This window comes from Kerstersia similis (assembly GCF_965139615.1).
Classification (GTDB): domain Bacteria; phylum Pseudomonadota; class Gammaproteobacteria; order Burkholderiales; family Burkholderiaceae_B; genus Kerstersia; species Kerstersia similis.
The window spans coordinates 11,598-36,880 of the sequence record NZ_CBCSIQ010000033.1 but is presented as its reverse complement, the minus strand read 5'-3'; the positions used below and the strand labels follow the sequence as shown (position 1 = coordinate 36,880).

The following is a 25,283-nucleotide window of genomic DNA, read 5'->3' as shown; positions in this document are numbered from 1 at the left end:
ACCCAGCACGGNGANTTCCGGCGCAGCCGGAACCACGCGATCTNCGCNGGCCCACCCGCAAGCCGCCCCCGCAAATACTCCTGCAAAAACTCCACACAAACCCGCAAACGCGCCGACGTCTCCAACCTCGACGGATACACCGCCCACACAGCCGCCTTCTGGCGAAACTCCGGCAACACCTGCACCAACCTCCCCGCCTGCAACAAAGACCGCGCATCCCAATCAGAACGCAACGCAATCCCGCACCCATCCAGCGCCCACTGCATCACAATCTCGCCATTATTGGACGACAAAGGCCCACGCACCTTGATCGACTGCTGCTCCCGCCCGTCATCCAAACGCCACACCCCGAACGGATGATCCCGCTCCTTGATCACCAAACAATCATGCGCCGCCAAATCCGCCAACGTACGTGGCACACCCCGCCGTGCCAAATAGGCCGGAGACGCGCACAACACCCGATGGTTATCGACCAAATGACGAGCGATCAAATGCGGTGCGATCTCATCGCCCACGCGTATATCCAGATCAAAACCCTCGGAAGCGATATCCACCAGCCGATCGAACACCTCGAACCGCACCTGCAAAGCCGGATACCGCGCCAGCAAAGCAGACAAAGCCGGCGCCACCACCCGCCGGCCAAAACCGAAACTGCTGCAAATACGCAAAGAACCGCGGGGCGCCTGCCGCGTCACCCCGATCTCCTCAACCAAATGATCCATATCATTGAGAATGCGCAACGCCCAGTGATACACCCGCTCGCCCTCCGCCGTCACCACAATGCGCCGGGTCGTACGATGAAACAAACGCGTACCCAGCCGCGCTTCCAGCACCTGCACCCGCTTGGTCACATAAGAACGAGACACGCCCAGCTCCTCAGCCGCGCTGGTAAAACTCGCCTTGCGCACAATGGCGCAAAACACCCGCAAATCTTCAGGGCTAGGATCATTATTCATAATACGTGCACAAAGTTTTCTCGTTTGGAAGGATTGTCCGAAGCCAAAGCGCTTGTAGCATACCCGGCATACCTCACAAAACAAGAAGGAGAAACGCCATGGCACCCACCCACAAAATCGCCGTCCTGGCAGGCGATGGCATCGGCAAAGAAGTCATGCCTGAAGGCTTGCGCGTCCTCGAAGCCGCTGCCCGCCGCCACGGCATTGCCCTGCAATTCGACCATTTCGAATGGGCCAGCTGCGACTACTACGAACGCACTGGCGCCATGATGCCCGACGACTGGAAAAACCAGCTGCAAGACTACGACGCCATCTACTTCGGCGCAGTCGGCTGGCCTGACCGCGTGCCCGACCACATATCACTCTGGGGCTCGCTGCTGAAATTCCGGCGCGAATTCGACCAATACATCAACCTGCGGCCAGTGCGCCTGTTCGACGGCGTACCCTGCCCGCTGGCGGGCCGCAAGGCAGGCGACATAGACTTCTTCGTCGTGCGTGAAAACACCGAAGGCGAATACACCAACCTGGGGGGCAAACTCTTCGAAGGCACCGACCGCGAACTCGTCATCCAGGAATCGGTCTTTACCCGCAAAGGCACCGACCGCGTCCTGCGCTACGCCTTCGAACTGGCACTCACACGCACCCGGCGCAAACTGACCGTCGCCACCAAAAGCAATGGCATCGCCATCAGCATGCCCTGGTGGGATAGCCGCGCCGAAGCCATCGGCACGGAATACCCCGACATCGCCGTGGACAAACAACACATCGACATCCTGTGCGCCCGCTTCGTCCTGCAACCGCAACGCTTCGACGTCGTGGTGGCCTCCAACCTCTTCGGCGACATCCTCTCCGACCTGGGGCCAGCCTGCACCGGCACGATCGGCCTGGCACCGTCCGCCAACCTGAACCCGGAACGCGCCTTCCCTTCCCTCTTCGAACCCGTGCATGGCTCGGCGCCGGACATCTACGGCCTAGGCATCGCCAACCCGATCGCCATGATCTGGTCGGGGGCGCTCATGCTGCAATTCCTCGGCCACCAGGCCGCCCATGACGACATCCTGGCGGCCATCGAAGACTGCCTGCGCAACGGCCCCCGCACACGCGACCTGGGCGGCCAGGCCAACACCATCGAAGTCGGCCAGGCGATCGCCCAACGGATCGCCGACGCCGACGCTCGCTAGACGGCAGGCAGGCCGGGCAGCCGCTGCTGCGGCCCCGGCCCCTCCACGCCACCTCACCCCTGGGGCTGCACCAGAATCTTGATCTCATCGCGGCTTCGCAACTGCGCTTCAAAGCCGTCCGTCACCGCATCCTCCAGGGCCACCACACGCGTCACCACCTGGGAAAGATCCAGGCTGCCGTCGGCAATCCTGGCCAACAGATCCGGATACACCCCGCGATAGCCAACGCTGCTGGTAATGCTCAGCTCCCGATTGACCAGATCAAAACTATCCAGCCTCACCTGGGGCACCAGCCCCACCAGCACCATTTCCCCTCCTTTGCGCAACACCTGCAACGCACCGTCGAACGTCGCCTGGCTGCCCGCTGCTTCGAAACTGACCGGCACCCCCACCCCATCGGTCTGCGCCAGCACCGCAGCGCGCACATCCTCATGGCGGGCGTCCAGGGCCAAGTCGGCGCCCAAGCGCCTTGCCAGCGCCAAACGGGCAGGCACGACATCCACCGCAATGACCTGCCCGGCTCCCTCCAGGCGCGCCATCATCACCAGCAACTGGCCGATGGCGCCCAGCCCGAAAATCACGCAGCGATCCCCAGGCTGCAGGCGGCTGCGCCTGACGGCATGCAAGGCCACCGCCGCAGGCTCCGCCACGGCCGCCTGCTCGAACGGCACACCATCGGGCAGCTCGTGGGCCATATAGGCAGGCACGACTGCCTCCTGGGCCATCCCGCCATCACCCATCAACCCTGCAAACCCCATGGACAGGCACCGGTTGTAATCGCCTGCCAGGCAATGCGCGCAATGCCCGCAACGGTACTCCGGCTCTATCGTGACCCGCATGCCAGGGCGCAAGGTACTCACATCGGGCGCGGTTTCCACCACCGTACCGCAGAACTCATGGCCGATAATGAGCGGCGCCTGACGGCCAGACAGAGGATGTGGCTGTTCCACGGGAATGGAGTGCGGGCCATCGGCAAACTCATGCAGATCGCTGCCGCAAATACCGCAATACGCTACTGCGACGCGCACCTCCCCACGCTGCAATGGCCGCGCAGCGGTCTCCTCCAGGCGCAGGTCACGCGCCCCATGCCAGAACCATGCCTTCATGCCTGCCCCCCTTGTTCCCTTTCTCCTGCGGCTGGCCGAGCCACTTGCCCCACCTCTTGCCCCGTTGCCTGTCCCGCCTTTTGACGGGCCAGCACTGCCGGCGCCGTTTCACGCAGCCCCAGCGACAGCAGCCCTGCAATCAAAGCCCCAGCCATCGAAATCCACATCACGACCGGCAAGCCATACAGATCGGCGGCACGGCCAGCGGCCACCGGAGCAATGAACCCGCCAATCAGCTCCCCTATCCCCATGATCAGGCCCAGCGCTGTCGCCATCGCGCCACGCGGCACCGTTTCCGCCGGAATCGTGGCCATGAACAGGGTGAAGCAGCCCAATCCGGTATAGGTCAGCAACAGCAATATTCCCAGCGCGACCGCAGTCGGCGCATACAGGAAAGCCAGCGGGCAGCAGGCGGCCACCAGGGAAAAAATGAACAAGGTCGGACGCCGGCCGATGCGGTCGGAAATCCCCGGCACCGCAAACCCCCAGATCACCCAGGCCAGGCCCAGGCAACTCATCAACGCGCTCATGGTGCCGGGACTGAACTGCCGGACACTCACCAGGAAGGTGGGCGCGAAAGAAATAATATTGATGAACCAGGCCAGGAAAAAGCAGCTGATCAGGATGCAAAGAATGACGTTGCGCTCACGCAGCACCCCCCATTGCGGCCCCGCCGGCAGCGCCGCCGCGCCCTGTGCCGTTCCTGCCATGGTGCCCGCCTCGTCCGGCCGCGCCGGGGCGGGCTCCTGCACATAGCGCCAGATAAGCCAGGCCACGATCAGGCCGGGAATGCAGGTCAGATAGAACGCCGTGCGCCAGCCAAAATTTTCCGCCAGCGCCACCATCACCGGCGGTGCGATCACCGCCCCCATCAGGCCGGCGGAAGATCCTTGCAGCAAGCCCATGTTCAGGCCGCGCCGATGCGGCGAAGACGCCTGCGCCATCATGGTCTGCGACAACGGCAGCACCGGGCCTTCGGTCAGCCCCATGCAGGCACGAAACAAAAGCAGACTGATAAAACCCGTGACCAGGCCGGACAAGGCCGAAAAAACGGAGAACAGCACCACCGATACGATCAAGATGGTCTTGCGCCGGCCACGCCTGTCCGTATAGGCCCCCATAAACGCACCCGACACCGCCCAGGCCAATGCCAGCACCGACGACAACATGCCCAGTTCGGTATTGCTCAGGCCCAGTTCGGCCGAAACAAAGGGGAAAAGATAGGACAGCGCCAACCTGTCGAAGAAAACAAAGCCGAAAGCCAGGAACAGCACCGCCAGCAACCTGTTCTCGTAGGAAGCCTCTTTGAATAGTCTCATGTCTCACTCCAGCGGGCGGGCCGGCGCAATCCTGCGGGCGCTCGCCTTATTTTTTTGTTTTGGAGAAAAAAACACGCCGGCCCGCTTGATCAGGCCGGCCGGCGCAATCCCCTGCCTAGCGGAACAGGGTATCGACGTAATCAGCGCCTATGCCGACCTTCTCGTAGTGCTTGCGGCACATGTCGATATAGCTGTGCACATCAAAATAGCCATCCGGCTGGCCGTTCTCATCGAGCCAGATCAACGGCCCCTTCACGATGAAAAAAGCACGCATGGGATCTTCATGCTCATAGGCGACCAGCGTATGGCCTTCGCCCGGCGTTTCGTACACGAAATCGCCGGCATGCGCCGTCCAGTCATGCTCCAGATAGCCCCACTTGCCCGAGATCGTGTAGGCGAACACTTCGTGCGGGTGATAGTGGCGGTTCACCAGACCCGCCTCCTTGGCCATCAGAATGTCGCACCAGCGATTTTCCGACGGTGAAATCCATAATGGGCGGGAAGACACCGTCTCCGTGAAAGGCACATACATGCGCTCGTCCTCGGTGGGTGCATTCGAGATATAGACCTCGGGCTTGGCATCCGGCTGAAAACAGTTGGGAATGGGCTTGAGGCCGCGCCAGAATTCATTGGAAGGCAGCTCGGGCATGAAAGTCTCCTGTTCTTATGAATGAAACGACAGGCCAATTTAGCAAGCACCCCTAACGCCCATTTGCCCGTAACGGACACCTTGATTGCCCAGAACGGACAAGCCTGTCTCGCCCCCTGCCATCAGGGAAGATCAGTATCTCGCCGCCCGGCGTGGCTGCGTACACTAGCGGCTGCGGCCAATGAACCGTCAGCCATCGGCTGCGCCATGGCATCCGCCCCTATCAGAAGAACGCGGGTCCGGCCGCAGCCGCGCCTGCCTGCCGCCGGGCAGCCAGCCCCAAGCCGCAGGGAGACACCCATGCCATCCACCGCCCCTCATGCCGTCAGCCAGATTTCCACCGATACCTTGCCGCCCAACCAGCGGCTGGACTACTGGGAGTCCTACAACGCCTCGGTGCTGGTCGGCCTGAAATGCTCGGCCTTCTCGGACGACGGCCTGCTGGCTACGCAACGCAATCTGCTCATGGGCGATATCCGGCTGGCTGACATCCAGGCCAACGAACATGTCATCGAACGCACGCCGCAAATGGTGCGGAGCCACCCCAAAGACTCCGTCTTCGCCTCGCTGGTGCTGGAAAGCCACGCCTTTTTCTACCAGGGCAGCACCTGTACCCAACTAGAGCCGGGCGATCTGGTGATCTACGATACCCGCCACGCCTATCTGTTCGGCTTCACAGGCAGCATGCGGCAATTTCTGCTGGACACCCCGGCAGACTGGTTCTATCAATCCTGTAGCCGCGCCATCCTGAAACATCCTCTGCATGTGCCGGGCAGCAGCGGCCCTGGCCGCGTGCTCAATGCCGCCCTGCGCCGTCTTGCGACCAATGCGTTCGCCCGGCCCGCCAGTACCGATGCCGGCCAGCTGCATCAACAGGCCGGCGAACTGTTGCGCAGCCTGCTGGCCGGCGATACCGGCAACAGCAGCGCCTTGCGCGCAACCTATCTGCAAACGGCACGCAGCTACATCGACAACCACTTGCCCGATCATGCGCTGGACGCCGAGCGCGTGGCTGGCGCCACCGGCATTACGCTACGCCACCTGAACCGCCTGCTGGAACCGGAAGGCCGCACCGTCTCGCAACTGATACTGGAGCGCCGCCTGACCCAGGCCGCTGCCCTGCTGCGGCGACGCGACATGCAGCGCTACAGCATTGCGGAAATCGCCTGGCGCTGCGGTTTTTCCAGCCCCGCGCACTTCGCCCGCACCTTCCGTACCCACCATGGCCTCACGCCCACCCACATGCGGGAGGCGGCACTGGCCTGCGCGGCGCCCGGCATCAACGGCTAATCCGGCCCGGCCTCGGCAATCGCTGCGCCCCAGGGCAAGTAGCGCCCCCCCAGCCAGCGGGCCTGCAACGCAACCCGTTCCCCAGCCTGTTGCGGCAGCGCCGCCAGGCGCGCCACCAATTGCGGCCCGGCTGGCCGAACCTGAACGGTCGCAATAATGGCATGACTGCCATCGGGCTGCGCCAGAGTCGTCCAGGCCAGCACTTCACCTTGCCCGACCTCGACCGCCTGTTGCTCCGCCGCGCCGCAACACGGGCAGCGCAAGCGGGCCGGATACACCCGGTGGGCGCAAGCGCTGCATTCAAATACCTGCAAGCTTCGGCTTTCCATCAGGTTTCCTCCCTGCCCAGCACCACCGCATTCGCACACATGCCATAGCGCTGCTGAACCATGCCATAACCGCTGGCCACGCCCAGACGGGCGCCAGCCACCTGGCCCGGTCCCGCACGGCCCAGCAATTGCCGCACCACTTCCGCCAGGATATGCATCCCGCCACCTGCTCCCGTCTGCCCCGCCGACAATTGCCCGCCCGCCGTATTGAAGGGCAAGGCGCCACTGGCCAGGCGTCGATGAATGAAATCCTTCAGCGCATGCGCAGGGCTCAAGCCCAGATCCACCATTTGCGCCAGAATCATGGCTGGATAGTCGTCATACACACCTACCACATCCATCTGCGCGGGCAGGCATTCCGCCTGCGCCCACAGCGCCTTGGCAAACCCTGCAATGCCGGTACTCAGGCCATCGCCCTCCTGCCGGTCCAGGTTGTAGCCTGCGCCCTGGGCCAGCAGCCTGACGCTCACCCCCTGCGGCTGCGCCTGCAGCACCAGGGCCGTGGCGCCGCTGACCACCGGCACGCAATCCAGCCGTCCCAACGGGGGAGCAACCAGCGGCGCATCCAGATAATCCTGCAAGCTCAGCGCCTGGCGATAGGCCGCATTCGGATTATTGGCCGCATTGCGCCGTTGCGCGATGCACAGCGCCCCGTAATCGTCGCGCTGCAAGCCGCAGGCAGCCATCTGCCGCTGCGTCAGCATGGCAAACAAGGGGTTAGGCCCCAGGCAGCCCAAGGGGCTCAGATAGTCCCTGGCGCTGGTGTTATAGGCCTGTACCAGCGCGGCAAAATCCGCGCCGGCGAAGTGGTCGCCTGCCACCAGCACGATCGTGCGCGCCTGGCCGGCCTGCAACGCCAGCCAGGCCTGGCGCAGCAGATTGATGGCACTGGCGCCCCCCATCTCGTCCTGCATGCACCAGCGCAAGCCCAGCCCCAGCTGCCAGGCCAGGTCTATCGCCCGATCCGGGCGCAGCGTGAAGGACGCCACGCCCAGGCCGTCCACATCCGCCAGCGCCAGGCCGGCATCGGCCAAGGCCAGCTCGATGGCTTGGGCCAGCAATCCAGCCGTACTGCACGCCGGGCCGGGGCGGCGCATGAATGCGGTTTCCCCCGTTCCGACGATGCCTGGCGCTCGCATCTGTATCATGGCGACTCCTACTCCTGCCTTTCCGGCTCTTTGGTCAACAACAGCGTTACGACAGTGATCCCTGCCAGGCACAGCAGGTAAATGGCCACCGGCGTCGCGGACTCATAGCTGCGCAACAGCGCCATGGCGATCAACGGCGACAGGCCGCCAGCCACTACCGATGCCAGCTCATGCCCCAGCGCCAGGCCGGTATAGCGGACTTCCGCCGGGAACAACTCGGCAAAGTACGCTGGCTGCGTGCCTATCATCGCGGCGTGGCAAACCGTATTCCCCATGAAGAAGGCCAGGAAAATCCATATCGGCTCCTTGGTCTGCACCAGCCAGAAGAACGGAAAGGCGACCAGCATCAAACCGACCGAACCGATCAGATAGACCGTCCGGCGCCCGATGCGATCGGACAGGTGGCCGAACCAGACCAGCGTCCCCAGCTCAAGCAACATGGACAGCAGCACACCGCCGAGCATAATGTCATTGGAAATTTCCAGGAACTTGCCATAGGCCAGCGCAAAGGCCAGGAACATATAGGAACCGCCATTTTCCGCCATGCGCAGCCCCATGGCCGTAAACACCTGACGCGGGTAGCGACGGAACACCTCGACGGCGGGCATGCCGCGCTTGGCCGTTTTCTTGGCCTGCACGAATTCCTCGCTTTCAGGAATGCGCTTGCGGATATACAGGCCCACGCCAAAAATGATGATGCTCAGCAGGAAGGGCAGACGCCAGCCCCAGCTCATGAAGGCTTCCGACGGTAGTTGCTGGGCCAGCATGAACACCCCCGAGGACAGCACGAACCCACCGGCCACCCCCAACTGGCTGAACGACGAGAAATAGCCGCGCCGCTTGCCGCCTACCGCTTCGCTGATCAAGAGCACGCCGCCGCCCCATTCCCCGCCAGCGGCCATCCCCTGCAGCACACGCAGCGCCACCATCGCAATCGGCGCCCAGATACCGGCCTGCTCATAGGTCGGCAGCAGGCCGATCAGGAACGTAGCCACCCCCATGATGCCCAGCGTCCACTCCAGTGCCAGCTTGCGGCCGTAGCGGTCGCCGATATGGCCGAAAATAATGCCGCCCAGCGGGCGCGCCAGAAAGCCGACGGCGAGACCCGCAAAAGCTCCCATCGTCCCCAACATGGGGTCGGTTCCCTTGGGAAAGAACAGCGTCCCGAACACCAGCGCTGCCGCCGTCCCGTAGATGAAGAAGTCGTACCACTCCATCGCATTGCCCGCAACGGAGGCCAGCACCACCCGGCGCGTCCGCTTCTTGCGTGCTGCCTCATCGTCTGCCGGCGGCGCACCGCCGGCTGCCCGCTTTTCGTATGTTGCTACGCTGCCCATTGCAGCCTCCTTGCGTATTGTCCGGCCAGGCCGGGGGTTACCGTCTTGTTCATGTCTCCTCTCCTTTTCCTTGATGGATTTCTTGTTTTATTTCCTGCCACTACAACCCGTTGCCGGCGGCCCTGTCGCTCAGCGCAAGACCTGATAGCCCTCCTTCTCCCTGTCCCAGGTATCGGCAGTCACGCCCTCGTCGCGCAGCCCGAACTTGCGGATCTTGCCGTTCTCGGTACGCGGCAGGGCATCCAGGATGCGCAGGTAGCGCGGCACCGAAAAATAGGGCATGCGCGGCTGGCAGTGATCCAGCAGGGCTTGAGGGCTGGCGTGCTGCCCGGGCTTGAAAACCAGGGCCGCCATGACCTCGTCCTCGGCCAGCTCCGAGCGCACGGCATACACCGCCACGGCTTCCACGGCCGGATGCGACTGCAGTACCTGCTCGACCTCGAACGAAGAAATATTCTCGCCACGGCGCCGGATGGCATCCTTCATGCGATCCAGAAAGCGAAAATAGCCATCGGCATCCCTGACGACCCGATCCCCGGTGTGAAACCACAAGTTGCGCCAGGCTTCCACCGTTTTATCGGGCATCCCGAAATAGCCGGTCGCCACAAGGAAGGGCTGCCGCGGACGCAGCAATAGCTCGCCGGCTTGTCCGTCCGGCAAGGGCTGATCCTGCTCATCGACCACACAGGCTTCGAACTCGGGCATCACCTGCCCCATGGCGTCGGCGCGTTGCTGCGCCAGCGTGCCGCCAATGGCGAAGTTGGTCTCCGTCGAACCGTAGCCTTCCAGCAAGGCAATGCCCGTACGTTCGCAGAACACTTGATGAAAGCGCGGTGGCACGCCAGGCGCCAGCGCAATGCGTGTGCGGTGCGCGCGCTCATCGGCGGCCGTCGCTCGCGACAGCAGCATGGGCACCATCGCGCCCAGCAGGTACGTCACCGTGGCTTGCGTCGCGGCCAGACGCTCGAAATACCGACTAACGGAAAAACGCTCGTCGCATACGATCGCGGCGCCTGTCACCAGCGCCTGAAAGCAGGCATTGAGTGCATTGGTATGGAACAGCGGCAAGCAGGTATAGAGCACATCATCCTGGCCGATTTCCAGATTCCGCGCCGTCAGGATGCCCCACCAGCAGAACTGCGCATGCGGGCAGCACACGCCCTTGGACAAGCCGGATGTGCCGGAGGTATAGAGAATGGCCAGGGTATCGCCTGCCTCTACCGGCGCAGCCTCGATCCCTGCCGACGGCAGTTCGGGCAAGGCCTGCACGTGCGCGGCCAGTGTCATTTCCGGCACCGGGCCCGCCGCTGTGCCCACCAACAGGATGGTCGCCAAAGGCACATCTTCCAGCGCCGTCAGCACGCCGCAGGCCTGAACATCGGCCAACGCCAGCCGGGCCGCGCTATTGGACAGAATGTGCTGCAGCTGCATGCCGCGCGACGCGGTATTGATAGGCACCGCAACGGCGCCCAACCAGGCGCAGCCCAGCACGGCGCCCAGAAACTCGATACGGTTGCCCATCATCAAGGCCACCCGATCGCCACGCCCTACCCCTTGCTGCGCCAGCAAGGCTGCCCAGCGCGCCGCGAATGCCGGCGCCTGCCCGAAACTCAGCGCACCGCCAGGGGCTTGCACCCAGGGCCGGCTGTCATGGCGCTGCGCCTGCAAACGCAACAACTGCGGCACGGACATCGTGCCTAGGTTGACCGGATCCGCCGGATTTTGCTGCATGCCGGAAACCGGACGCTCAAGCGCGGCGGTTTCCTGCTGCGTGAGCTGAACACGCATATGACTCCTCCTGTTCTCCTGCGATTCCACAGGGGCCATTTGCCCACCGGAATCGCTTGGAAATTAGTCTAGGAGTCAACTATATATCCGTCAAATTTATGGTTATTATGTATTGAATAAGCCAGTTTTATATCAAGGGCAAACATGGAATTTGACCTGAATCTCATGCGGGTTTTCCTGATGGTTCTGGATGAAGGGAGTGTCACCCGCGCCGCCCAGCGCCTGGGCCTGACGCAGCCTGCCGTCAGCTATGCGCTGAACCGCCTGCGTGAACAATTCGACGACCCCTTGTTCCTGCGCACGCCCAATGGCATGCAGCCCACCCCCGTCGCGCAAGCCTTGGCAGAACCCATAGAACGCGGCCTGAACAGCTTTGCCGAAGCCATCAGCCTGCGCCAGATTTTCGACCCGCAACGCAGCAGCCGGCGTTTTCGCATGGCCATGTCGGACATCGGCGTCATGGTCTTCCTGCCGGCCTTGATGGAGCAATTGCACAACCAGGCGCCCCGGCTGCAATTGGAAATCCAGGATGTCCCGCTGGAAATGCTGCCCCAGGCGCTGCGCGACGGTGAAATCGACCTGGCCATCGGCAACCTGGCGGGTCTGCGGCAGCAAACCTGCCACGCGCACCTGTTCCATGAACACTACTGCTGCATGGGCAGACGCGGGCATCCGGGACTGGCGCACGGCAAACTGACGCGCGCGCAATACCGCAAGCTCGATCACATTCTGGTGGATTCGCGCGGCAGCTCGCACCGCGCCCTGGATGGCATTCTGGCGGAAGCCGGCGTACCACGCCGGCCTGCATTGATCCTGCCGCATTTCTCCGCTGCCGCCGAAATTGCCCGGCGCACGGATCTAATCCTCACCCTGCCCTATCGCGCCGCGCTCTGGCTCAATCGCGATGAGGCCTTCGACATCCTTCCCGTGCCCGTCACCCTGCCGCCCTTGCAGGTCACCGTTCACTGGCACCCACGCTTCGATGCAGACCCTGGCACCGTCTGGCTGCGCCAGCGCGTCATTACCTTGCTGGCAGACCCGGAGTCCGCCCCTGCAGCGGACGCCACCGCCAGCCCCCGCGATCACTGACTGCACAGCCCGGCTGCCGCCCGCACATCACCTGAGGGCCAGGGCCAAGCAAGCGGCCAGCTCAATCATCGTCAGTCGAAGACAGGTAGTTTTTACGCACGAAATACCCCAGCAACCCGACGGCAATCAACAGCATGATCCCCATGGTAATCCAGAAGCTATGGGTCTCATGCAGCCACGGCACGGAATCAAAATTCATGCCGAAGATCCCTGCAATCAAATTCAAGGGCAGAAATACCGCTGTCACTGCCGTCAGGGCACGCATGACATCATTGGTACGGTTGCTCTGGATGCTGAAATGTATCTGCACCGCGGTTTCTGCGCTCTGCTCCAGCCGCCGCACATGGTGCGCCACCCGCTCGATATGCTCCAGCACATCACGGCCGCGCACCAGCAATTGCTCCCGCTCATGGCGGCTTTCCTTGGTACCTGGCACCGGCCAATCGTCCAGCGTATCCATCCAGCTGGCCAGTGCATTGCTCTGATCCTCGCAACACTCATCCAGATAATGCAAAACCTGCCGCGAACGCAATAAGGCATCCCAACGATCAAAATTCTTGCGCGGGCGCATCAGGCGCTGCTGCCAATGTTCGAGCTGGCGCGTCAGGTGCTTGCGCAAGTCAAGAAAGCCATCGACCATCAGACTGGTAATGCGCAGCATCAATTCCGCAGGCGAGGCAGGCAAGCGCGCCAGGCTGCCAGGCTGGCGCGGTTCTCCGCGTGCCAGCGACAACAAACGGCGGATATAGGCCTCGTGCACCACGCAAGGTTCCGGATGCACGCTGAGCAGCAATTTATCGAATAACACAAACCCCACGGGCACGGTCTCGACCCCCAGGGCGACTGCCACTTCCTTCAGGCGGCGCGGCGTACCCTGCTCCCGCATCACGGCGGCCTCGCTTTGCAGGCTGTCGTGCAAGGCCAGGCGCCGGAACACCAGCACGTCATAATCCGAGGTGTAATCCAGGTGCGAAGGCAGCTGCAGGTTGGACAGATCCGACACATGCAGATCGAGGATGCGCGCCCCACCAAGCGTCTGGCAGAAGGCCTGCACCGCTTCCGTCTGGGCCATGAAATCATCATGCGAGCAAGCCAGCCACAGATAGCCTTCCCTGGGCGGCTCATCCGGCGGCAACTCCAGCTCCTCGACGGACTTGCCCGGACGGATGTGAAAGACACGCAAGGATTTCATTTTCTCTCCAGTCAGATCACCCAGACAGCCATGGCCTGCCAACGGCCAGTGATTGACGTGACAGTGTAGCCGCAGGAACTGTTTGCGGGCACGGCCTCGTCAGGCCGGTATCGGTGCCCTTATCGAACGCGATCCGAGAGAAGGAAACGCAGCAGTGTCGCCATCTGCGGAGAACCGATGACATCCTATCCTGGCTGATGCAGCCGGCATGGCGCTGCTCTTCCTGAACTTTCTTGCTGGAAAAAAGCTGGCGGAAAGACAAAAGCCCACAGTGTTTCCACTGTGGGCTTTCGGTAATAATGGTCGGAGCGGCGGGATTCGAACTCGCGACCCCTTGCACCCCATGCAAGTGCGCTACCAGGCTGCGCTACGCTCCGAAACAAGAATTAAATTATAGCAGTGATTTTGATCTTTGCAAGCATTTCGAGAAAAAATCCCGAAATATTTTGATGAGGCCAGCACAGCATCCTGGCCGCCTCAGGCCGGACAGCCCTGGCTTACCGGGCCACCGACGCCAGCAGCGCGGAAATATCCTGCAATTCCGTGCGCAAGGCCTGCATTTCTGCGCCGCTCAGGCGTACCGCTGCATCCGGGTCATGGGCAGCCGCATCACGCACATCTCCCAGGCGGTTGCGGGCGCCACTGATGGTAAAGCCCTCTTCGTACAGCAAGGAGCGGATCCGACGGATCAACAGCACTTCATGATGCTGATAGTAGCGCCGGTTGCCCCGCCGCTTGACCGGCTTGAGCTGGGTAAACTCCTGCTCCCAGTAGCGCAGCACATGCGGTTTCACGCCACACAGATCGCTGACTTCACCAATCGTGAAATAACGCTTGGCCGGAATAGGCGGCAAGGCCGCCGTGCTGCTTTGTTCTTCAGTGCGTGTCATGTCTGAATGTTCAGGCTGCATCGTGTAAAGCCGGCAAAGCCGACTACGGTCTGACGCCGGAAATACCGCCATCAGCCGCCGAAAATCGGGGAATGCCGTAACAGGGTGCCGCTTATCTCACAACGCCCTGCCCCGGCCAATACCCCCTAGATTAAACGGACAGGTCTTCCGGGGTCAAACCCGTGGATTCCACCGCACTCTTGAGCTTCTGGCTGGCGTGGAAAGTCACGACACGGCGCGCAGCGATGGGAATGGCCTCGCCGGTCTTGGGATTGCGCCCCGGACGCGGCGGTTTTTGCCGCACCTGGAAATTCCCGAAGCCTGAAAGCTTGACCATATCGCCGTTGGCCAATGCTTCCCGAATTTCGTCAAAAAATGTATCAACGAGATCCTTGGCTTCCCGTTTGTTCAAGCCGACCCGCTCGAACAGCATATCGGCGAGTTCAGCCTTGGTCAGGGTACGCGTTTCTGTGGTCATATCCGATTGCTCCCAGCGTTTCAGGCGCGCAAACGCACGCCACGGGCCTGCAGCGCACCAATGAGGCTGTTCATGCAGGCTTCGACACGTTCGTCCGACAGGGTTTCGGCATTGTCCTGCAACCAGAAGCGGAATGCCAGGCTCTTTTCGGCATCGGCCGGCGCTGCCGGATCGCGCCAGACATCGAACAGGCGCACATCCTTGAGAATGGCCAGATTCGCATCCGCCTTGCTTTGGGCCGCCACGGTATCGAGCAGATCCTGAGCGCTCAATGCCGCCGGCGCCAGCAACGCCAGGTCACGGATCACCATGGGCTGCCTGGAGGCCTCGACGGCATCCGGCACCGTGGCCGGCAGGACAGCATCCAGCACCAACTCGAACACCACCGGCGCATGACGCAAATCTGCCTGTTGCACCAGGCGAGGATGCAGCTCGCCGATCCAACCCACAGCCACACCATCCAGTTCCACCCGGGCGCTACGGCCAGGATGCAGGGCCGGATAAGCGGCCGGCACAAAACGCAGCTGGGCGGCGCGTTGCCCGAACAGCACTTCCAGGTCGCGCTTCACATCGTAGAAATCCACCTGGCGCACGGGCAACCCCCACTGCTCGGCGTCTGCGGGGCCCCAGGCGGCCGCGGCCAGATGCAAGGGCTGCGCAATGCCAGCCACATCCAGGCCAGCATCGGCCACCGCGGCGTCGCGGCGGAACACGCGACCCAGCTCAAAGACGCGCACGCGGCTTTGCTGACGATTGGCGTTGTAGCGGATATTGGCGACCAGACCGGCGATCAGGCCGGAGCGCATGACGGACAGATGGCTGGCAATCGGGTTGAGCAACTGGATCGGATCCGTATTGCCCGCGTAATCGCGCTCCCAGTCACTCTCCACGAAGCTGAAATTCACGACTTCCTGGTAATCACGGCTGGCCAGCAGGTCACGCACAGCATGCGCGCTCTGGCGCGCTTCCGGTTGGGCACGCATGGCCGCACGCGCGACCGGCGGCAGATCCGGAATGTTTTCAAAACCGTAGATACGAGCCACTTCCTCGATCAGGTCCTCTTCGATTTCGATATCGAAGCGGAAGGACGGCGGCGTCACGATGAAATCGTCGCCATCCTGCTCGAACGGCAGGCCCAACTGGTGGAAGATTGCGCCGATCTGCTCGCAAGTGATCGCCAGGCCCAACACCTTGCGGCAACGAGCCGCACGCAGGCGTACCGGCTTGCGTTCAGGCAAGGCTGCGATAGTGTCATCGACCGGGCCAGCCTGACCGCCGCAGATGTCCAGCACCAGCCGGGTGATGTACTCCAGGCCTTCCGGAATCCCCTGGAAATCCACGCCGCGCTCGTAGCGGTGGCTGGCTTCCGATGAAAAACGGTAGCGCCGCGCCTTGCCGGCGATCGCATCCGGCCACCAGAAGGCCGACTCAATATAGATATTCGTGGTGGCCGTGCTGACCGAGGTCGCCTCGCCGCCCATGATGCCAGCCATGCTTTCCGGCTGCCCACCCGCGGCGACCACACCGATGTCGGCCTGCAGGGTGACGGTCTGGCCGTTGAGCAGCTCCAGGGTTTCGCCTTCGCTGGCCCAGCGCACTACCAGCCCGGTACCATTGCCCGGCACCTTGTCGAGATCAAAAATGTGCGACGGACGCCCGAGTTCGAGCATCACGTAATTGGAAATGTCCACCAGCACGGAAACACTGCGTTGGCCGGCCCGTTCCAGGCGCGTTTTCATCCAGCCCGGCGTTTGTGCGGCAGCATTCACGCCACGCACGATGCGTCCGGCAAAACGGCCGCACAGGTCGGCCGCCTCAATGCTCACAGGCAAGCGATCAGCAATGGTCACCGGCACCGGCTCGGCGCCACGCACCCGCAGGGGCACGCCGGTCAGCGCGGCCACTTCGCGCGCCACGCCCAGGATGGACAGGCAATCCGCACGGTTGGGCGTCAGCTTGAGCGTGATCAGCGTATCGTCAAGATCCAGTGCCGCACGCAGATCCTGCCCAGGCTGCAGGCTCTCAGGCAGCAGCATCAGGCCATCATGTTCCTGGGACAGCCCCAGTTCACGTGCCGAGCACAGCATGCCGGCCGACGCCACGCCACGCATCTTGGCTGTCTTGATCTTCATGCCGCCGGGCAACTCGGCGCCTACCCGCGCCAGCGGCACCAACAGGCCCGCCGCCGCATTCGGTGCGCCGCACACAATCTGCAGCGGCTCACCCGAGCCGTCATCGACCTGGCAAACGCGCAGGCGGTCGGCATCCGGATGAGGGGCAATAGCGGTGATCTTGGCAACCACCACACCGGAAAATGCAGGCGCGGCCGTCTCGGTTTCCTCGACTTCCAGCCCTGCCATCGTCAATTTATGCGCCAGCGCTTCGCTGGAAAGATCGGGATCGACCAGCGTGCGCAGCCAGGATTCTGAAATTTGCATGGTGAAATACCGTCCTCAATCGTTGAACTGGCGCAGGAAACGCAGGTCGCCTTCGAAGAACTGACGCAGGTCGTTGACGCCATAGCGCAGCATGGTCAGGCGTTCCAGGCCGGAGCCAAAGGCAAAACCGATATAGCGTTCCGGGTCCAGGCCGAAATTGCGCACCACCTGCGGATGCACCTGCCCGGAGCCCGAGATTTCCAGCCAGCGGCCACGATTGGGGCCGGAGGTGAACATCATGTCAATTTCTGCCGAGGGTTCCGTGAACGGGAAGAACGACGGGCGGAAACGCAGCACCAGGTCGTCGGTTTCAAAGAAGCGGCGCAGAAAATCGGTATAGACGCCCTTGAGGTCAGCGAACGAAATGTCTTCGGCAATCCACAGGCCTTCCACCTGATGGAACATGGGCGAGTGCGTTGCATCGCTATCGACGCGATACGTGCGCCCCGGTGCAATCACCTTGATGGGGGGCTTGTTCATGCGGGCATAACGCACCTGCATGGGACTGGTATGCGTGCGCAGCACCAGCGGCAGGCCGCCGGAATCCTTCATGTCCACATAGAACGTATCCTGCATGGAACGCGCAGGATGGTTCTCGGGATTATTCAATGCCGTGAAATTGGTCCAGTCGTTCTCGATTTCGGGGCCATCTGCCACATCGAAACCAATCGAACGGAAAATCTCTTCCACCCGGCGCCAGGTGCGAATCACCGGATGAATGCCACCTACGCCACGGCCACGGCCAGGCAGCGTCACGTCGATGGTCTGCGACGCCAGGCGTTCGGCCAGCTCGGCTTCTGCCAAAGCCTCGCGACGCGCATTGAGCAGTTGCTCAATGGTCTGCTTAGCCTGGTTGATGCGGGCTCCCGCCTCACGCTTTTCTTCAGGCGTCAATTGCGCCAGAGCTTTCATCTGCGCCGTCAGGGCGCCCTGTTTGCCGAGAAAACGGGCCTTGGCGTTCTCCAGCGCTGCCGCATCGGCGGCCTGCGCGAACAATTCACGCGCCTGGGCAATCAGGTCTTCGACCATCGTCGTCATGGAAATGAACCTTTGAACACGTGCCTGAGCACAATCTCCGCGCATGCGCGCGAGGTCTAGCGAGGCGATATCCAACGGGAGCCCGAGGCTCCCCGACTTGCAGCAACGGCCACCCGCTCATTGAGCCGGCGGCCGCCAAAACACAAACGGGACCACAACGGCCCCGTTTGCGATTACATCAGCTGCACCGCACTATCAGGCAGCCAGCGCCGCCTTGGCTTGTTGTACCACAGCTGCGAAACCAGCTTTGTCACGCACAGCCAGATCAGCCAGCACCTTGCGGTCCAGGTCGATCGAAGCCTTTTTCAGGCCAGCGATGAAGGCGCTGTAGGTCACGCCATGTTCACGCACAGCGGCGTTGATACGGGTGATCCACAGAGCGCGGAAAGTGCGCTTCTTGGCACGGCGGTCACGGTAGGCATATTGCCCAGCCTTCATGACCGCCTGTTTGGCGATCCGGAATACATTACCGCGGCGACCGCGGTAACCCTTGGCAGCCTTCAGAACTTTTTTGTGACGGGCGCGTGCCGTTACACCACGTTTTACGCGAGGCATCTCTTACTCTCCTATCAGGCGAAAGGCAGCATGGCTTTCACCGATGCCACATCAGCGCTGTGAACGGCGGTGGAGCCGCGCAGCTGGCGCTTGTTCTTGGTCGTCTTCTTGGTGAGGATGTGGCGTTTGAAAGCCTGGCCCCGCTTGATGGACCCGCTGCCGCGGACCACAAAGCGCTTTGCAGCGCTTTTCTTGGTTTTCATCTTAGGCATGAAAATTCCTGCAGTTTTAAAAACGAGACGGCGGGCGCTCCCCTGTCATTCACAAGGCAGACTTGAAAACCCGACATCACTGAAATGAGTTGTTCCTGAACCTCCGGCACGGACGCTAGACCCCGGCCAGGGCGACTGCAAACAACCCTTGATTCCCGGCCACCGCAAGCAAACACCCACAGCAGACCCAGGAAAGCTTTCCATTATATCGCTTTTTTCGTTTTGACGTTTGGATTTAATGCCTTAGCGGTGCAGGCCCCCTCATCACACACACGCACCACCCTTCCATGCGTTCGGTGCTCATGCGCTTCGGCACGCTACATCGCGCCACACCCGCAGCAGCTCCCACCCCAAAACCCGGGCCAGATAGCGCTGCGCAGTCCTGCATGCGAACCGATTTCAGCCATGCCGCACCCGCACTTGGCGGCATCCATCCCACGCCGGAACGGCATCGCTCAGATCAGCACCTGGCCGGGCAGGCCCTTGTGCCAGGAATACAGCTCATAGCGTTCACGCAGGCCATGGATCCAGAAAGGATCTTCCCGCAGCAGGCGCTCTGCTGTCGCGCGATCCGGCGCTTCCAGAATCCATAGCGCCCCGACAGAAGGGCCGTCTTCCTGTTCGCGCAAAGCGCCGCCAATACGCACCAGCTCACTATTGGCCTTGAGCCACTCCAGATGCGGCTCCATTTGCGCCTGACGCACATGCGCCATGGCCGGATTGTCATAGAAACGAACGATAAACAGCACGCTAGGCCCCTTTTTCTGCTTCAGGTCTGTCAAAAACGCCATGCTACCCCAGCGGACGCCGATACTGCACGGCCTGCGCCATATGAACCGCCTGTACTGCTTCGGCTTTATCCAGATCCGCAATCGTCCGCGCTACGCCCATGACACGATGCGCCGCCCTGGCCGACCAGCCCAGACGCCGCATCGCATCTTCAAGCAAGGACTGCGCCGCCGGTGCCAGGCGGCAGGCCTCACGCAGCCGCGCCGGCGCCAGTCGTGCATTGCTGCATTCCTGCCGCGCCATCTGGCGTGACCGGGCCGCCGCCACACGTTCCCGCACCGGCCCGCTGGCCTCGCCGGGCGGCAATGCCAGCCAATTCGCCTCCGTGGCAGGCAACTCCAGCTGCAGGTCAATACGATCCAGCAAGGGACCGGACAAACGGGCGCGGTAGCGCTCCCTCCCCTCCGGGCTGCAGCGGCAGACGCGCGTGGAATGCCCCAGCCAGCCGCATGGGCAAGGATTCATTGCCGCTACCAGTTGAAAACGTGCCGGATACACCACCCGCCCGGCCGCCCGCGCGATGGCGACCTCCCCGGTTTCCAGCGGCTCCCGCAGCGCTTCCAGCGCCGTTCGGTTGAACTCCGGCAGTTCATCGAGAAACAGCACACCATGATGGGCCAGGGTAATCTCGCCCGGCCGTGGCCGGCTCCCGCCCCCGACCAAGGCTGCCGTGGACACTGAATGATGCGGCGCACGAAAGGGGGCCTGCCCGCAAAGCACAGGCCGATGATGCAACAACCCAGCCAGCGCGGCGGCTTCCAGCGCCTGACGCGGCGCCAAGGGCGGCAGCAAACCCGGCAAGCGCTGGGCCAGCATGCTTTTACCTGCTCCCGGCGGCCCTATCATCAGCAGGCCATGCTCGCCCGCAGCGGCAATTTCCAGGGCCCGCCTGGCCGCCTCCTGCCCTCTGACGTCGGCCAGGCACGGCAGGGATGCCGCCTGCGCCAATGGCGCCGGCTGCACCGGCGGCAGCATTTCCTTGGCTTCCAGATGGTGCACCAGCCCCTGCAGGCTGGATGCGCCGACCACCGCCAGACCGGGCACATTCGCCGCTACCCGCGCGCTTTGCAAAGGCATGTAGAGCCTGGCGCCGGCATCGGCCGCGGCCAGGGCCAGCCCCAGCGCACCAGCAACCGGCACCAGCATGCCGCTGAGAGACAACTCGCCGGCGAAGATATCCTGCGCCAACGCCTGCTGCCCTTGCGCACCGTCCGGCAGCTGCAACTGCCCGGATGCCAGTAATACTCCCAACGCGATGGGCAGATCGAAACGGCTGGATTCCTTGGGGAGATCCGCCGGGGAAAGATTGGCAGTCAGCCGTCCGGCGGGAAACTCATAACCGCTGCTTTGCAGCGCAGCACGCACGCGCTCACGGCTTTCCCGTACCTCAGTGTCCGGCAAACCTACAATCTGAAAGGCGGGCAAGCCCGGCGCCAGATGCACCTCTACGCGCACCGCTGGCGCCGCCAGCCCGACCAGCGCACAACTTCCCAGTACCGCCAGGGACATGGCCCCTCCCACGCATCAGCATGGCGGCAGTATGGACGGAGACCAGCACCAGGAACAGACCAAGCGTGCTGAAACCGTCACACCGGCAACGTGGCAGCAGCGGTAGAAGCGACAGCAGTGGCGATGTGGCACAGCAGGCTCGTGCCAACTCCCGTCAAGCCGGCCTGGCCGGTGCCCTCCCCCTCAGGCCGGCGTCAGTCCTGCGAACCTGGAGCCGCTGTCGGCTGCTCCAGCGCCGCCACACGGCCTTCCAGGGCTTCCAGCCGCGCTTCGAGCTCACGCACGCGGGACCGCGTAGCGGCCAGCAAGTCGGCCTGAATATCGAATTCTTCCCGGGTGATCAGATCCACCCGGCTGAATGCCTGGCTCAGAAAGGCCTTGGCATTGCGCTCGATATCCGCGGCAGGCGTCCGGGCGATCAGATCAGAGAATTTTTGCTGCAGGTCTGCAAGGAAATCAGTGCGGTTCATGCTTATTCCAGGAAAAAAATCCAATGGTGGAAGTGTAAGCCACTTGCCGGGCTTGCACTGCTCCCCGTGCTCGGTCACTGCGCACCATTACGGTGCGACCTGTCCGAAATGACCCATGCATGCACTATCACCGTGCATCGCTGCGCCGCCTGCCTGCCTTCTACCCGCCCACCATGGTGCCCGCTCCTGCTCTGCAACATGCTTCGAAAGATGCCCTCGCCTGGGCAGACGCCAAGCTGGCACGCATCTTGCTTTGGACTCTGCAGGACAGCCCAAACCCGCAAGGAGCCACTATGAAACTCATCATTGCCATCATCAAGCCGTTCAAGCTGGACGAGGTGCGCGTCGCACTTTCGACTGCCGGCGTGCAAGGCATGACCGTCAGCGAAGTCAATGGCTTCGGCCGCCAGAAAGGTCACACGGAACTGTATCGAGGCGCCGAATACGCGGTGGATTTTCTGCCCAAGCTGCGCATCGAGGCCGTCGTACCGGATGCGCTGCTCGACACCACACTGGAAGCCATCGAAAACGCCGCCTACACCGGCAAGATCGGCGACGGCAAGCTCTTTGTCGTGCCTGTTGAACGCGCCGTCCGCATCCGTACCGGCGAATCCGGCGAATCCGCACTCTAACCCCATCTCCCCACGCATAAAGGAAACTGAACATGGAAAACGCAGACATCGCCTGGTTGAGCGTCTCGACCCTGCTCGTTCTCATGATGGTAGTTCCCGGCCTGGCGCTGTTCTATGGCGGCATGGTGCGATCCAAGAACGTGCTCTCCGTACTGATGCAAACCACTTCAGTCTTCTGCCTTGCCGTCGTCCTGTGGTTCGTCTATGGCTACTCCCTGGCTTTCACGGATGGCAACGCATTCTTTGGCGGTTTCTCGAAGCTGTTCCTGTCAGGCCTGTTCAGCGCCCCCGACGGCTTCGCTGAATCGGGCAGCGTCCCCGAGCTGCTGTTCGCCGCATTCCAAGCCACTTTCGCCGGCATCACCTGCGCGCTGATCATCGGCGGCTTTGCCGAACGTGCCCGCTTCTCGGCCGTACTGGTTTTCACTGTCGTATGGTTCACGCTGGCCTACGTGCCGATCGCGCACATGGTCTGGTACGGCGGCGATGTCCCCGGCCTGCTGTTCGCCGCTGGCGCGCTGGACTTCGCGGGCGGCACCGTGGTGCACATCAACTCCGGTATCGCCGCACTGACCGCAGCCGCGCTGGTCGGCAAGCGCCTGGGCTATGGCAAGGAAGCGCTGCAACCGCACAACCTGCCCATGACCTACATTGGTGCCGCCGTGCTGTGGGTAGGCTGGTTCGGCTTCAACGCGGGCTCTGCGCTGGCCGCCAACAACACCGCCGTGCTGGCCTTCATGAACACCCTGATCGCCACCGCCATCGCCGTGCTGGCCTGGTCGCTCACTGAAAAGCTGCTCAAGGGCCGCTCCTCGCTGCTGGGTGCCGCCTCGGGCGCCATTGCCGGCCTGGTCGGCATCACCCCGGCAGCCGGCCTGGTCGGCCCGGTAGGCGCGCTGATCATCGGTCTTATCGCAGGTGTCGCTTGCGCCTGGTCGGTTACCTATGTGAAGCATTGGCTGCGCATCGACGACGCCCTGGACGTCTTCTGCATCCACGGCATCGGCGGCATCATCGGCGCCATCCTGACCGGCATCTTCAATGCCCAATCGCTGGGCGGCCCTGGCATCACCAGCGCTGAAATCCCGGCACAAATCTGGACGCAGGTGGAAGGCGTACTGCTCACCATAGTCTGGTCTGGTGTCGTAGCCATCGTCGCCTACTACGTGGCCAAGGTTCTGTGCGGCAGCTTCCGCGTCTCCGAAGAAGACGAACGCGCCGGCCTGGATATCTCCACCCACGGCGAATCCGCCTACCGCAAGTAATTTCACTCAGCCGTTCATCCCTTCACCCCGCCCGGCCCTGCCGGCGGGGTATTTTTTTGTTTCAGCGAAAACCCTGGCACCGCCATTCATTGAAAGGCACGCGGCATACCTCTTTGGGGTGCAGCGCCACCCCCGGCACGCAGGTTCTCCCCATCACGCCCCCTGTTCTGACAGGGCGCGTTTGAGAACGCTGAACACTCGATCATCGGTAGATTGCGCCACATTGAAACGCAGGAAGTCACGTGCGCTCAGCGACTGGCTGAAAGCGTTGCCCGGCGCCAGCACCACGCCATCTTTCAGGCATGACCGGGCAATCACCGCAGCATCCATCCCTTCCGGTAGCCGGCACCAGAGGAATAGGCCAGCCTGGGGAACCGTCCATGGTTCGATGCCGATGGCCTTGAGGTGGGCAATCGTCCTGACCATTTGCTCTGCCAGCCGCCGCCGCAGTGTTTCCATGTGCTTGCGATAACCGCTGTCGGTCAAGGCGATCAGCATCATTTCGGCAGCCAGCCGCCCGCCGCCAAAACTGGTGGCAATCTTCAGATCAACGAGGTTTTCGATCCAGTGGGTTCGCGTTGCGATATAGCCGCAGCGCAGCGAGGCCGAGATGGTCTTGGAAAAGCTGCCAATATGGATGACGCGCGAGAGGCCATCAAAGGCCGCCAGCCTTGGGGCGGGATGGGTCTCGAAGTCGGCAAAAATGTCGTCCTCGACGATGACGAGATCCGACTGGTCGGCAAGCTTCAGGAGCCGATGCGCGATAACGGGCGAGAGCGTCGCTCCCGTCGGATTGTGGATACCGGAATTGGTGATGTAAAGCCGGGGCGAGTGTTCCCGCAAGGCGGCCGCAAATTGCTCCACATCCGGCCCACGCGAGGTATAGGGCACACCCACCACCTGCACGCGATGCGCTTTGAGCAAAGCATGGAAATTGAAGTAGCAGGGGTCATCCACCAGCACGACATCGCCCGGCTCCAACAGAAAGCGGCAAATCAGGTCGATCGCTTGCGTGCCCGAGTCAGTCAGCATGATCTGCTCCGGGCCGGCCTCAATGCCCGTGTTGGCCAATCGCCGGGACAGAAGCTGGCGCAACGTTGGATGGCCTAGCGGCGTTGCGTATTCGGCCAGCTCAAAGGTGTCGGCCCGCGCCAAGGTACGCAGGGCACGACGCATCCCGGCTTCATACAACCAGGCGGCAGGCAACCAGCCGCAACCCGGCTTGAGCGTGCTGGCGTCCGTCTCCAGCGACTGGCGCGAAACCCAGAGCGGATCAATTTCCCGATCCAGCCTGAGGCCGATCTGCGTCAATGTGAGCGGCGCCACCGGCCCCTCCACATAAAACCCCGATCCCGGACGGGAAGCAATGATGCCCCCGGCCGCCAGCCGTTCGTAGGCCTCGACGACAGTCGAGACCGAAACCTGCATCGCGCGCGCCTGCGCCCGCACGGAAGGCAGGCGCGCCCCAGGCAGGTAGGTGCGCGCAGCGATCCTCGATTGGATTTCCGCCATGACCGCATTGATGCGTGTGCCCTGTCGGTTCACATCTTCACCCTCAACCGTATTGGTTTCATAGACATAACAGTTCTTTTGCATTGTATTGGACTGTGTCTGGCTCGACCT

24 protein-coding genes and 1 tRNA gene are annotated in these 25,283 nt (G+C 62.6%); 5 read left to right on the top strand and 20 right to left on the bottom strand.

Annotated elements, in window-relative coordinates:
* Positions 1–48: 48 nt before the first annotated feature.
* A partial coding sequence (locus tag ACNA1V_RS16085; protein ID WP_415834599.1) for a LysR substrate-binding domain-containing protein occupies positions 49–956 on the bottom strand: 908 nt, incomplete at its 3' end.
* Between the two features lie 98 nt (positions 957–1,054).
* Between ACNA1V_RS16085 and ACNA1V_RS16080 the strand changes: the two genes are divergently transcribed.
* Entirely contained in the window at positions 1,055–2,137 is a 1,083-nt protein-coding gene (locus ACNA1V_RS16080) for a tartrate dehydrogenase (protein ID WP_415834598.1), read from the top strand.
* 53 nt (positions 2,138–2,190) lie between these two features.
* On the opposite strand, the gene ACNA1V_RS16075 is transcribed toward ACNA1V_RS16080, so the two are convergent.
* The 3 genes from ACNA1V_RS16075 to ACNA1V_RS16065 all read right to left on the bottom strand — a co-directional run bounded on the left by ACNA1V_RS16075 (position 2,191) and on the right by ACNA1V_RS16065 (position 5,211).
* On the bottom strand, positions 2,191–3,243 hold the full coding sequence (locus ACNA1V_RS16075; protein WP_415834597.1) for a 2,3-butanediol dehydrogenase: 1,053 nt from the start codon (positions 3,241–3,243) through the stop codon (positions 2,191–2,193).
* The gene (locus ACNA1V_RS16070; protein ID WP_415834596.1) at positions 3,240–4,562 is read right to left on the bottom strand and encodes an MFS transporter; all 1,323 of its coding nucleotides are present in this window, start codon (positions 4,560–4,562) and stop codon (positions 3,240–3,242) included. Before ACNA1V_RS16070 ends, ACNA1V_RS16075 begins: the two co-directional genes overlap by 4 nt.
* 115 nt (positions 4,563–4,677) lie before the next feature.
* Positions 4,678–5,211 (bottom strand): 2,4'-dihydroxyacetophenone dioxygenase family protein, encoded by a 534-nt coding sequence (locus tag ACNA1V_RS16065; protein ID WP_415834595.1) that lies wholly within the window; start codon positions 5,209–5,211, stop codon positions 4,678–4,680.
* 300 nt (positions 5,212–5,511) lie between these two features.
* On the opposite strand from ACNA1V_RS16065, the gene ACNA1V_RS16060 reads away from it, so the two are divergent.
* On the top strand, positions 5,512–6,501 hold the full coding sequence (locus tag ACNA1V_RS16060; protein WP_415834594.1) for a helix-turn-helix domain-containing protein: 990 nt from the start codon (positions 5,512–5,514) through the stop codon (positions 6,499–6,501).
* On the opposite strand, the gene ACNA1V_RS16055 is transcribed toward ACNA1V_RS16060, so the two are convergent.
* The 4 genes from ACNA1V_RS16055 to ACNA1V_RS16040 all read right to left on the bottom strand — a co-directional run bounded on the left by ACNA1V_RS16055 (position 6,498) and on the right by ACNA1V_RS16040 (position 11,046).
* Entirely contained in the window at positions 6,498–6,830 is a 333-nt protein-coding gene (locus ACNA1V_RS16055; protein WP_415834593.1) for a PhlB family protein, read from the bottom strand. The genes ACNA1V_RS16060 and ACNA1V_RS16055 overlap by 4 nt on opposite strands.
* Positions 6,830–7,978, bottom strand: coding sequence for a thiolase family protein (locus ACNA1V_RS16050; RefSeq protein WP_415834592.1), 1,149 nt, complete (start codon positions 7,976–7,978; stop codon positions 6,830–6,832). Before ACNA1V_RS16050 ends, ACNA1V_RS16055 begins: the two co-directional genes overlap by 1 nt.
* Positions 7,979–7,986: 8 nt before the next feature.
* On the bottom strand, positions 7,987–9,315 hold the full coding sequence (locus ACNA1V_RS16045) for an MFS transporter (RefSeq protein ID WP_415834591.1): 1,329 nt from the start codon (positions 9,313–9,315) through the stop codon (positions 7,987–7,989).
* A gap of 129 nt (positions 9,316–9,444) precedes the next feature.
* Positions 9,445–11,046, bottom strand: coding sequence for an ATP-dependent acyl-CoA ligase (locus ACNA1V_RS16040; RefSeq protein ID WP_415834602.1), 1,602 nt, complete (start codon positions 11,044–11,046; stop codon positions 9,445–9,447).
* Between the two features lie 201 nt (positions 11,047–11,247).
* On the opposite strand from ACNA1V_RS16040, the gene ACNA1V_RS16035 reads away from it, so the two are divergent.
* On the top strand, positions 11,248–12,192 hold the full coding sequence (locus ACNA1V_RS16035; protein WP_415834590.1) for a LysR family transcriptional regulator: 945 nt from the start codon (positions 11,248–11,250) through the stop codon (positions 12,190–12,192).
* Positions 12,193–12,253: 61 nt separating this feature from the next.
* Here the strand turns inward: ACNA1V_RS16035 and ACNA1V_RS16030 are convergent, their stop codons facing one another.
* The 11 genes from ACNA1V_RS16030 to ACNA1V_RS15980 form a co-directional block, all read right to left on the bottom strand.
* A complete protein-coding gene (locus ACNA1V_RS16030; RefSeq protein WP_415834589.1) occupies positions 12,254–13,384 on the bottom strand; it encodes a magnesium transporter CorA family protein in 1,131 nt (376 codons plus the stop codon).
* Between the two features lie 300 nt (positions 13,385–13,684).
* A tRNA-Pro gene (locus ACNA1V_RS16025) sits at positions 13,685–13,761 on the bottom strand.
* Positions 13,762–13,881: 120 nt separating this feature from the next.
* On the bottom strand, positions 13,882–14,274 hold the full coding sequence (locus tag ACNA1V_RS16020; RefSeq protein WP_415834588.1) for a MerR family transcriptional regulator: 393 nt from the start codon (positions 14,272–14,274) through the stop codon (positions 13,882–13,884).
* A 151-nt stretch (positions 14,275–14,425) separates the two neighbouring features.
* Positions 14,426–14,752 (bottom strand): integration host factor subunit alpha, encoded by a 327-nt coding sequence (locus ACNA1V_RS16015; protein ID WP_415834587.1) that lies wholly within the window; start codon positions 14,750–14,752, stop codon positions 14,426–14,428.
* A gap of 20 nt (positions 14,753–14,772) precedes the next feature.
* Positions 14,773–17,190 (bottom strand): phenylalanine--tRNA ligase subunit beta, encoded by a 2,418-nt coding sequence (gene pheT, locus ACNA1V_RS16010; protein WP_415834586.1) that lies wholly within the window; start codon positions 17,188–17,190, stop codon positions 14,773–14,775.
* A gap of 15 nt (positions 17,191–17,205) precedes the next feature.
* A complete protein-coding gene (gene pheS / locus ACNA1V_RS16005; RefSeq protein ID WP_415834585.1) occupies positions 17,206–18,228 on the bottom strand; it encodes a phenylalanine--tRNA ligase subunit alpha in 1,023 nt (340 codons plus the stop codon).
* A 195-nt stretch (positions 18,229–18,423) separates the two neighbouring features.
* On the bottom strand, positions 18,424–18,783 hold the full coding sequence (gene rplT / locus ACNA1V_RS16000; protein WP_068368248.1) for a 50S ribosomal protein L20: 360 nt from the start codon (positions 18,781–18,783) through the stop codon (positions 18,424–18,426).
* Between the two features lie 14 nt (positions 18,784–18,797).
* On the bottom strand, positions 18,798–18,995 hold the full coding sequence (gene rpmI / locus ACNA1V_RS15995; protein WP_068368252.1) for a 50S ribosomal protein L35: 198 nt from the start codon (positions 18,993–18,995) through the stop codon (positions 18,798–18,800).
* 455 nt (positions 18,996–19,450) lie between these two features.
* Complete coding sequence (locus tag ACNA1V_RS15990; RefSeq protein WP_415834584.1) at positions 19,451–19,744, bottom strand: YciI family protein; 294 nt, start codon at positions 19,742–19,744, stop codon at positions 19,451–19,453.
* A gap of 43 nt (positions 19,745–19,787) precedes the next feature.
* Positions 19,788–21,293, bottom strand: a complete 1,506-nt coding sequence (locus tag ACNA1V_RS15985) for a YifB family Mg chelatase-like AAA ATPase (RefSeq protein WP_415834583.1) — start codon at positions 21,291–21,293, stop codon at positions 19,788–19,790.
* Positions 21,294–21,487: 194 nt separating this feature from the next.
* Positions 21,488–21,763 carry an accessory factor UbiK family protein gene (locus tag ACNA1V_RS15980; protein ID WP_415834582.1) on the bottom strand — a complete coding sequence of 92 codons (276 nt, stop codon included), beginning with the start codon at positions 21,761–21,763 and terminating at the stop codon, positions 21,488–21,490.
* 293 nt (positions 21,764–22,056) lie between these two features.
* On the opposite strand from ACNA1V_RS15980, the gene ACNA1V_RS15975 reads away from it, so the two are divergent.
* The gene (locus ACNA1V_RS15975; protein WP_415834581.1) at positions 22,057–22,395 is read left to right on the top strand and encodes a P-II family nitrogen regulator; all 339 of its coding nucleotides are present in this window, start codon (positions 22,057–22,059) and stop codon (positions 22,393–22,395) included.
* A 32-nt stretch (positions 22,396–22,427) separates the two neighbouring features.
* Positions 22,428–23,660: an ammonium transporter gene (locus ACNA1V_RS15970; RefSeq protein WP_415834580.1), complete on the top strand. Its 1,233-nt coding sequence runs from the start codon at positions 22,428–22,430 to the stop codon at positions 23,658–23,660.
* 153 nt (positions 23,661–23,813) lie between these two features.
* On the opposite strand, the gene ACNA1V_RS15965 is transcribed toward ACNA1V_RS15970, so the two are convergent.
* On the bottom strand, positions 23,814–25,172 hold the full coding sequence (locus ACNA1V_RS15965; protein ID WP_415834601.1) for an aminotransferase-like domain-containing protein: 1,359 nt from the start codon (positions 25,170–25,172) through the stop codon (positions 23,814–23,816).
* Between the last annotated feature and the right edge of the window lie 111 nt (positions 25,173–25,283).

Coding starts and splice junctions, on each gene's coding strand:
- ACNA1V_RS15975 (WP_415834581.1), top strand. CDS start 22,057: ATGAAACTCATCATTGCCATCATCAAGCCGTTCAAGCTGGACGAGGTG.
- ACNA1V_RS15980 (WP_415834582.1), bottom strand. CDS start 21,763: ATGAACCGCACTGATTTCCTTGCAGACCTGCAGCAAAAATTCTCTGAT.
- ACNA1V_RS16015 (WP_415834587.1), bottom strand. CDS start 14,752: ATGACCACAGAAACGCGTACCCTGACCAAGGCTGAACTCGCCGATATG.
- ACNA1V_RS16080 (WP_415834598.1), top strand. CDS start 1,055: ATGGCACCCACCCACAAAATCGCCGTCCTGGCAGGCGATGGCATCGGC.
- ACNA1V_RS16075 (WP_415834597.1), bottom strand. CDS start 3,243: ATGAAGGCATGGTTCTGGCATGGGGCGCGTGACCTGCGCCTGGAGGAG.
- ACNA1V_RS16055 (WP_415834593.1), bottom strand. CDS start 6,830: ATGGAAAGCCGAAGCTTGCAGGTATTTGAATGCAGCGCTTGCGCCCAC.
- ACNA1V_RS15965 (WP_415834601.1), bottom strand. CDS start 25,172: ATGGCGGAAATCCAATCGAGGATCGCTGCGCGCACCTACCTGCCTGGG.
- ACNA1V_RS16040 (WP_415834602.1), bottom strand. CDS start 11,046: ATGCAGCAAAATCCGGCGGATCCGGTCAACCTAGGCACGATGTCCGTG.
- ACNA1V_RS16020 (WP_415834588.1), bottom strand. CDS start 14,274: ATGACACGCACTGAAGAACAAAGCAGCACGGCGGCCTTGCCGCCTATT.
- ACNA1V_RS16060 (WP_415834594.1), top strand. CDS start 5,512: ATGCCATCCACCGCCCCTCATGCCGTCAGCCAGATTTCCACCGATACC.
- pheT (WP_415834586.1), bottom strand. CDS start 17,190: ATGCAAATTTCAGAATCCTGGCTGCGCACGCTGGTCGATCCCGATCTT.
- ACNA1V_RS16065 (WP_415834595.1), bottom strand. CDS start 5,211: ATGCCCGAGCTGCCTTCCAATGAATTCTGGCGCGGCCTCAAGCCCATT.
- ACNA1V_RS16045 (WP_415834591.1), bottom strand. CDS start 9,315: ATGGGCAGCGTAGCAACATACGAAAAGCGGGCAGCCGGCGGTGCGCCG.
- ACNA1V_RS15970 (WP_415834580.1), top strand. CDS start 22,428: ATGGAAAACGCAGACATCGCCTGGTTGAGCGTCTCGACCCTGCTCGTT.
- pheS (WP_415834585.1), bottom strand. CDS start 18,228: ATGACGACGATGGTCGAAGACCTGATTGCCCAGGCGCGTGAATTGTTC.
- ACNA1V_RS16035 (WP_415834590.1), top strand. CDS start 11,248: ATGGAATTTGACCTGAATCTCATGCGGGTTTTCCTGATGGTTCTGGAT.
- rpmI (WP_068368252.1), bottom strand. CDS start 18,995: ATGCCTAAGATGAAAACCAAGAAAAGCGCTGCAAAGCGCTTTGTGGTC.
- ACNA1V_RS15985 (WP_415834583.1), bottom strand. CDS start 21,293: ATGTCCCTGGCGGTACTGGGAAGTTGTGCGCTGGTCGGGCTGGCGGCG.
- ACNA1V_RS16030 (WP_415834589.1), bottom strand. CDS start 13,384: ATGAAATCCTTGCGTGTCTTTCACATCCGTCCGGGCAAGTCCGTCGAG.
- ACNA1V_RS16070 (WP_415834596.1), bottom strand. CDS start 4,562: ATGAGACTATTCAAAGAGGCTTCCTACGAGAACAGGTTGCTGGCGGTG.
- ACNA1V_RS16050 (WP_415834592.1), bottom strand. CDS start 7,978: ATGATACAGATGCGAGCGCCAGGCATCGTCGGAACGGGGGAAACCGCA.
- rplT (WP_068368248.1), bottom strand. CDS start 18,783: ATGCCTCGCGTAAAACGTGGTGTAACGGCACGCGCCCGTCACAAAAAA.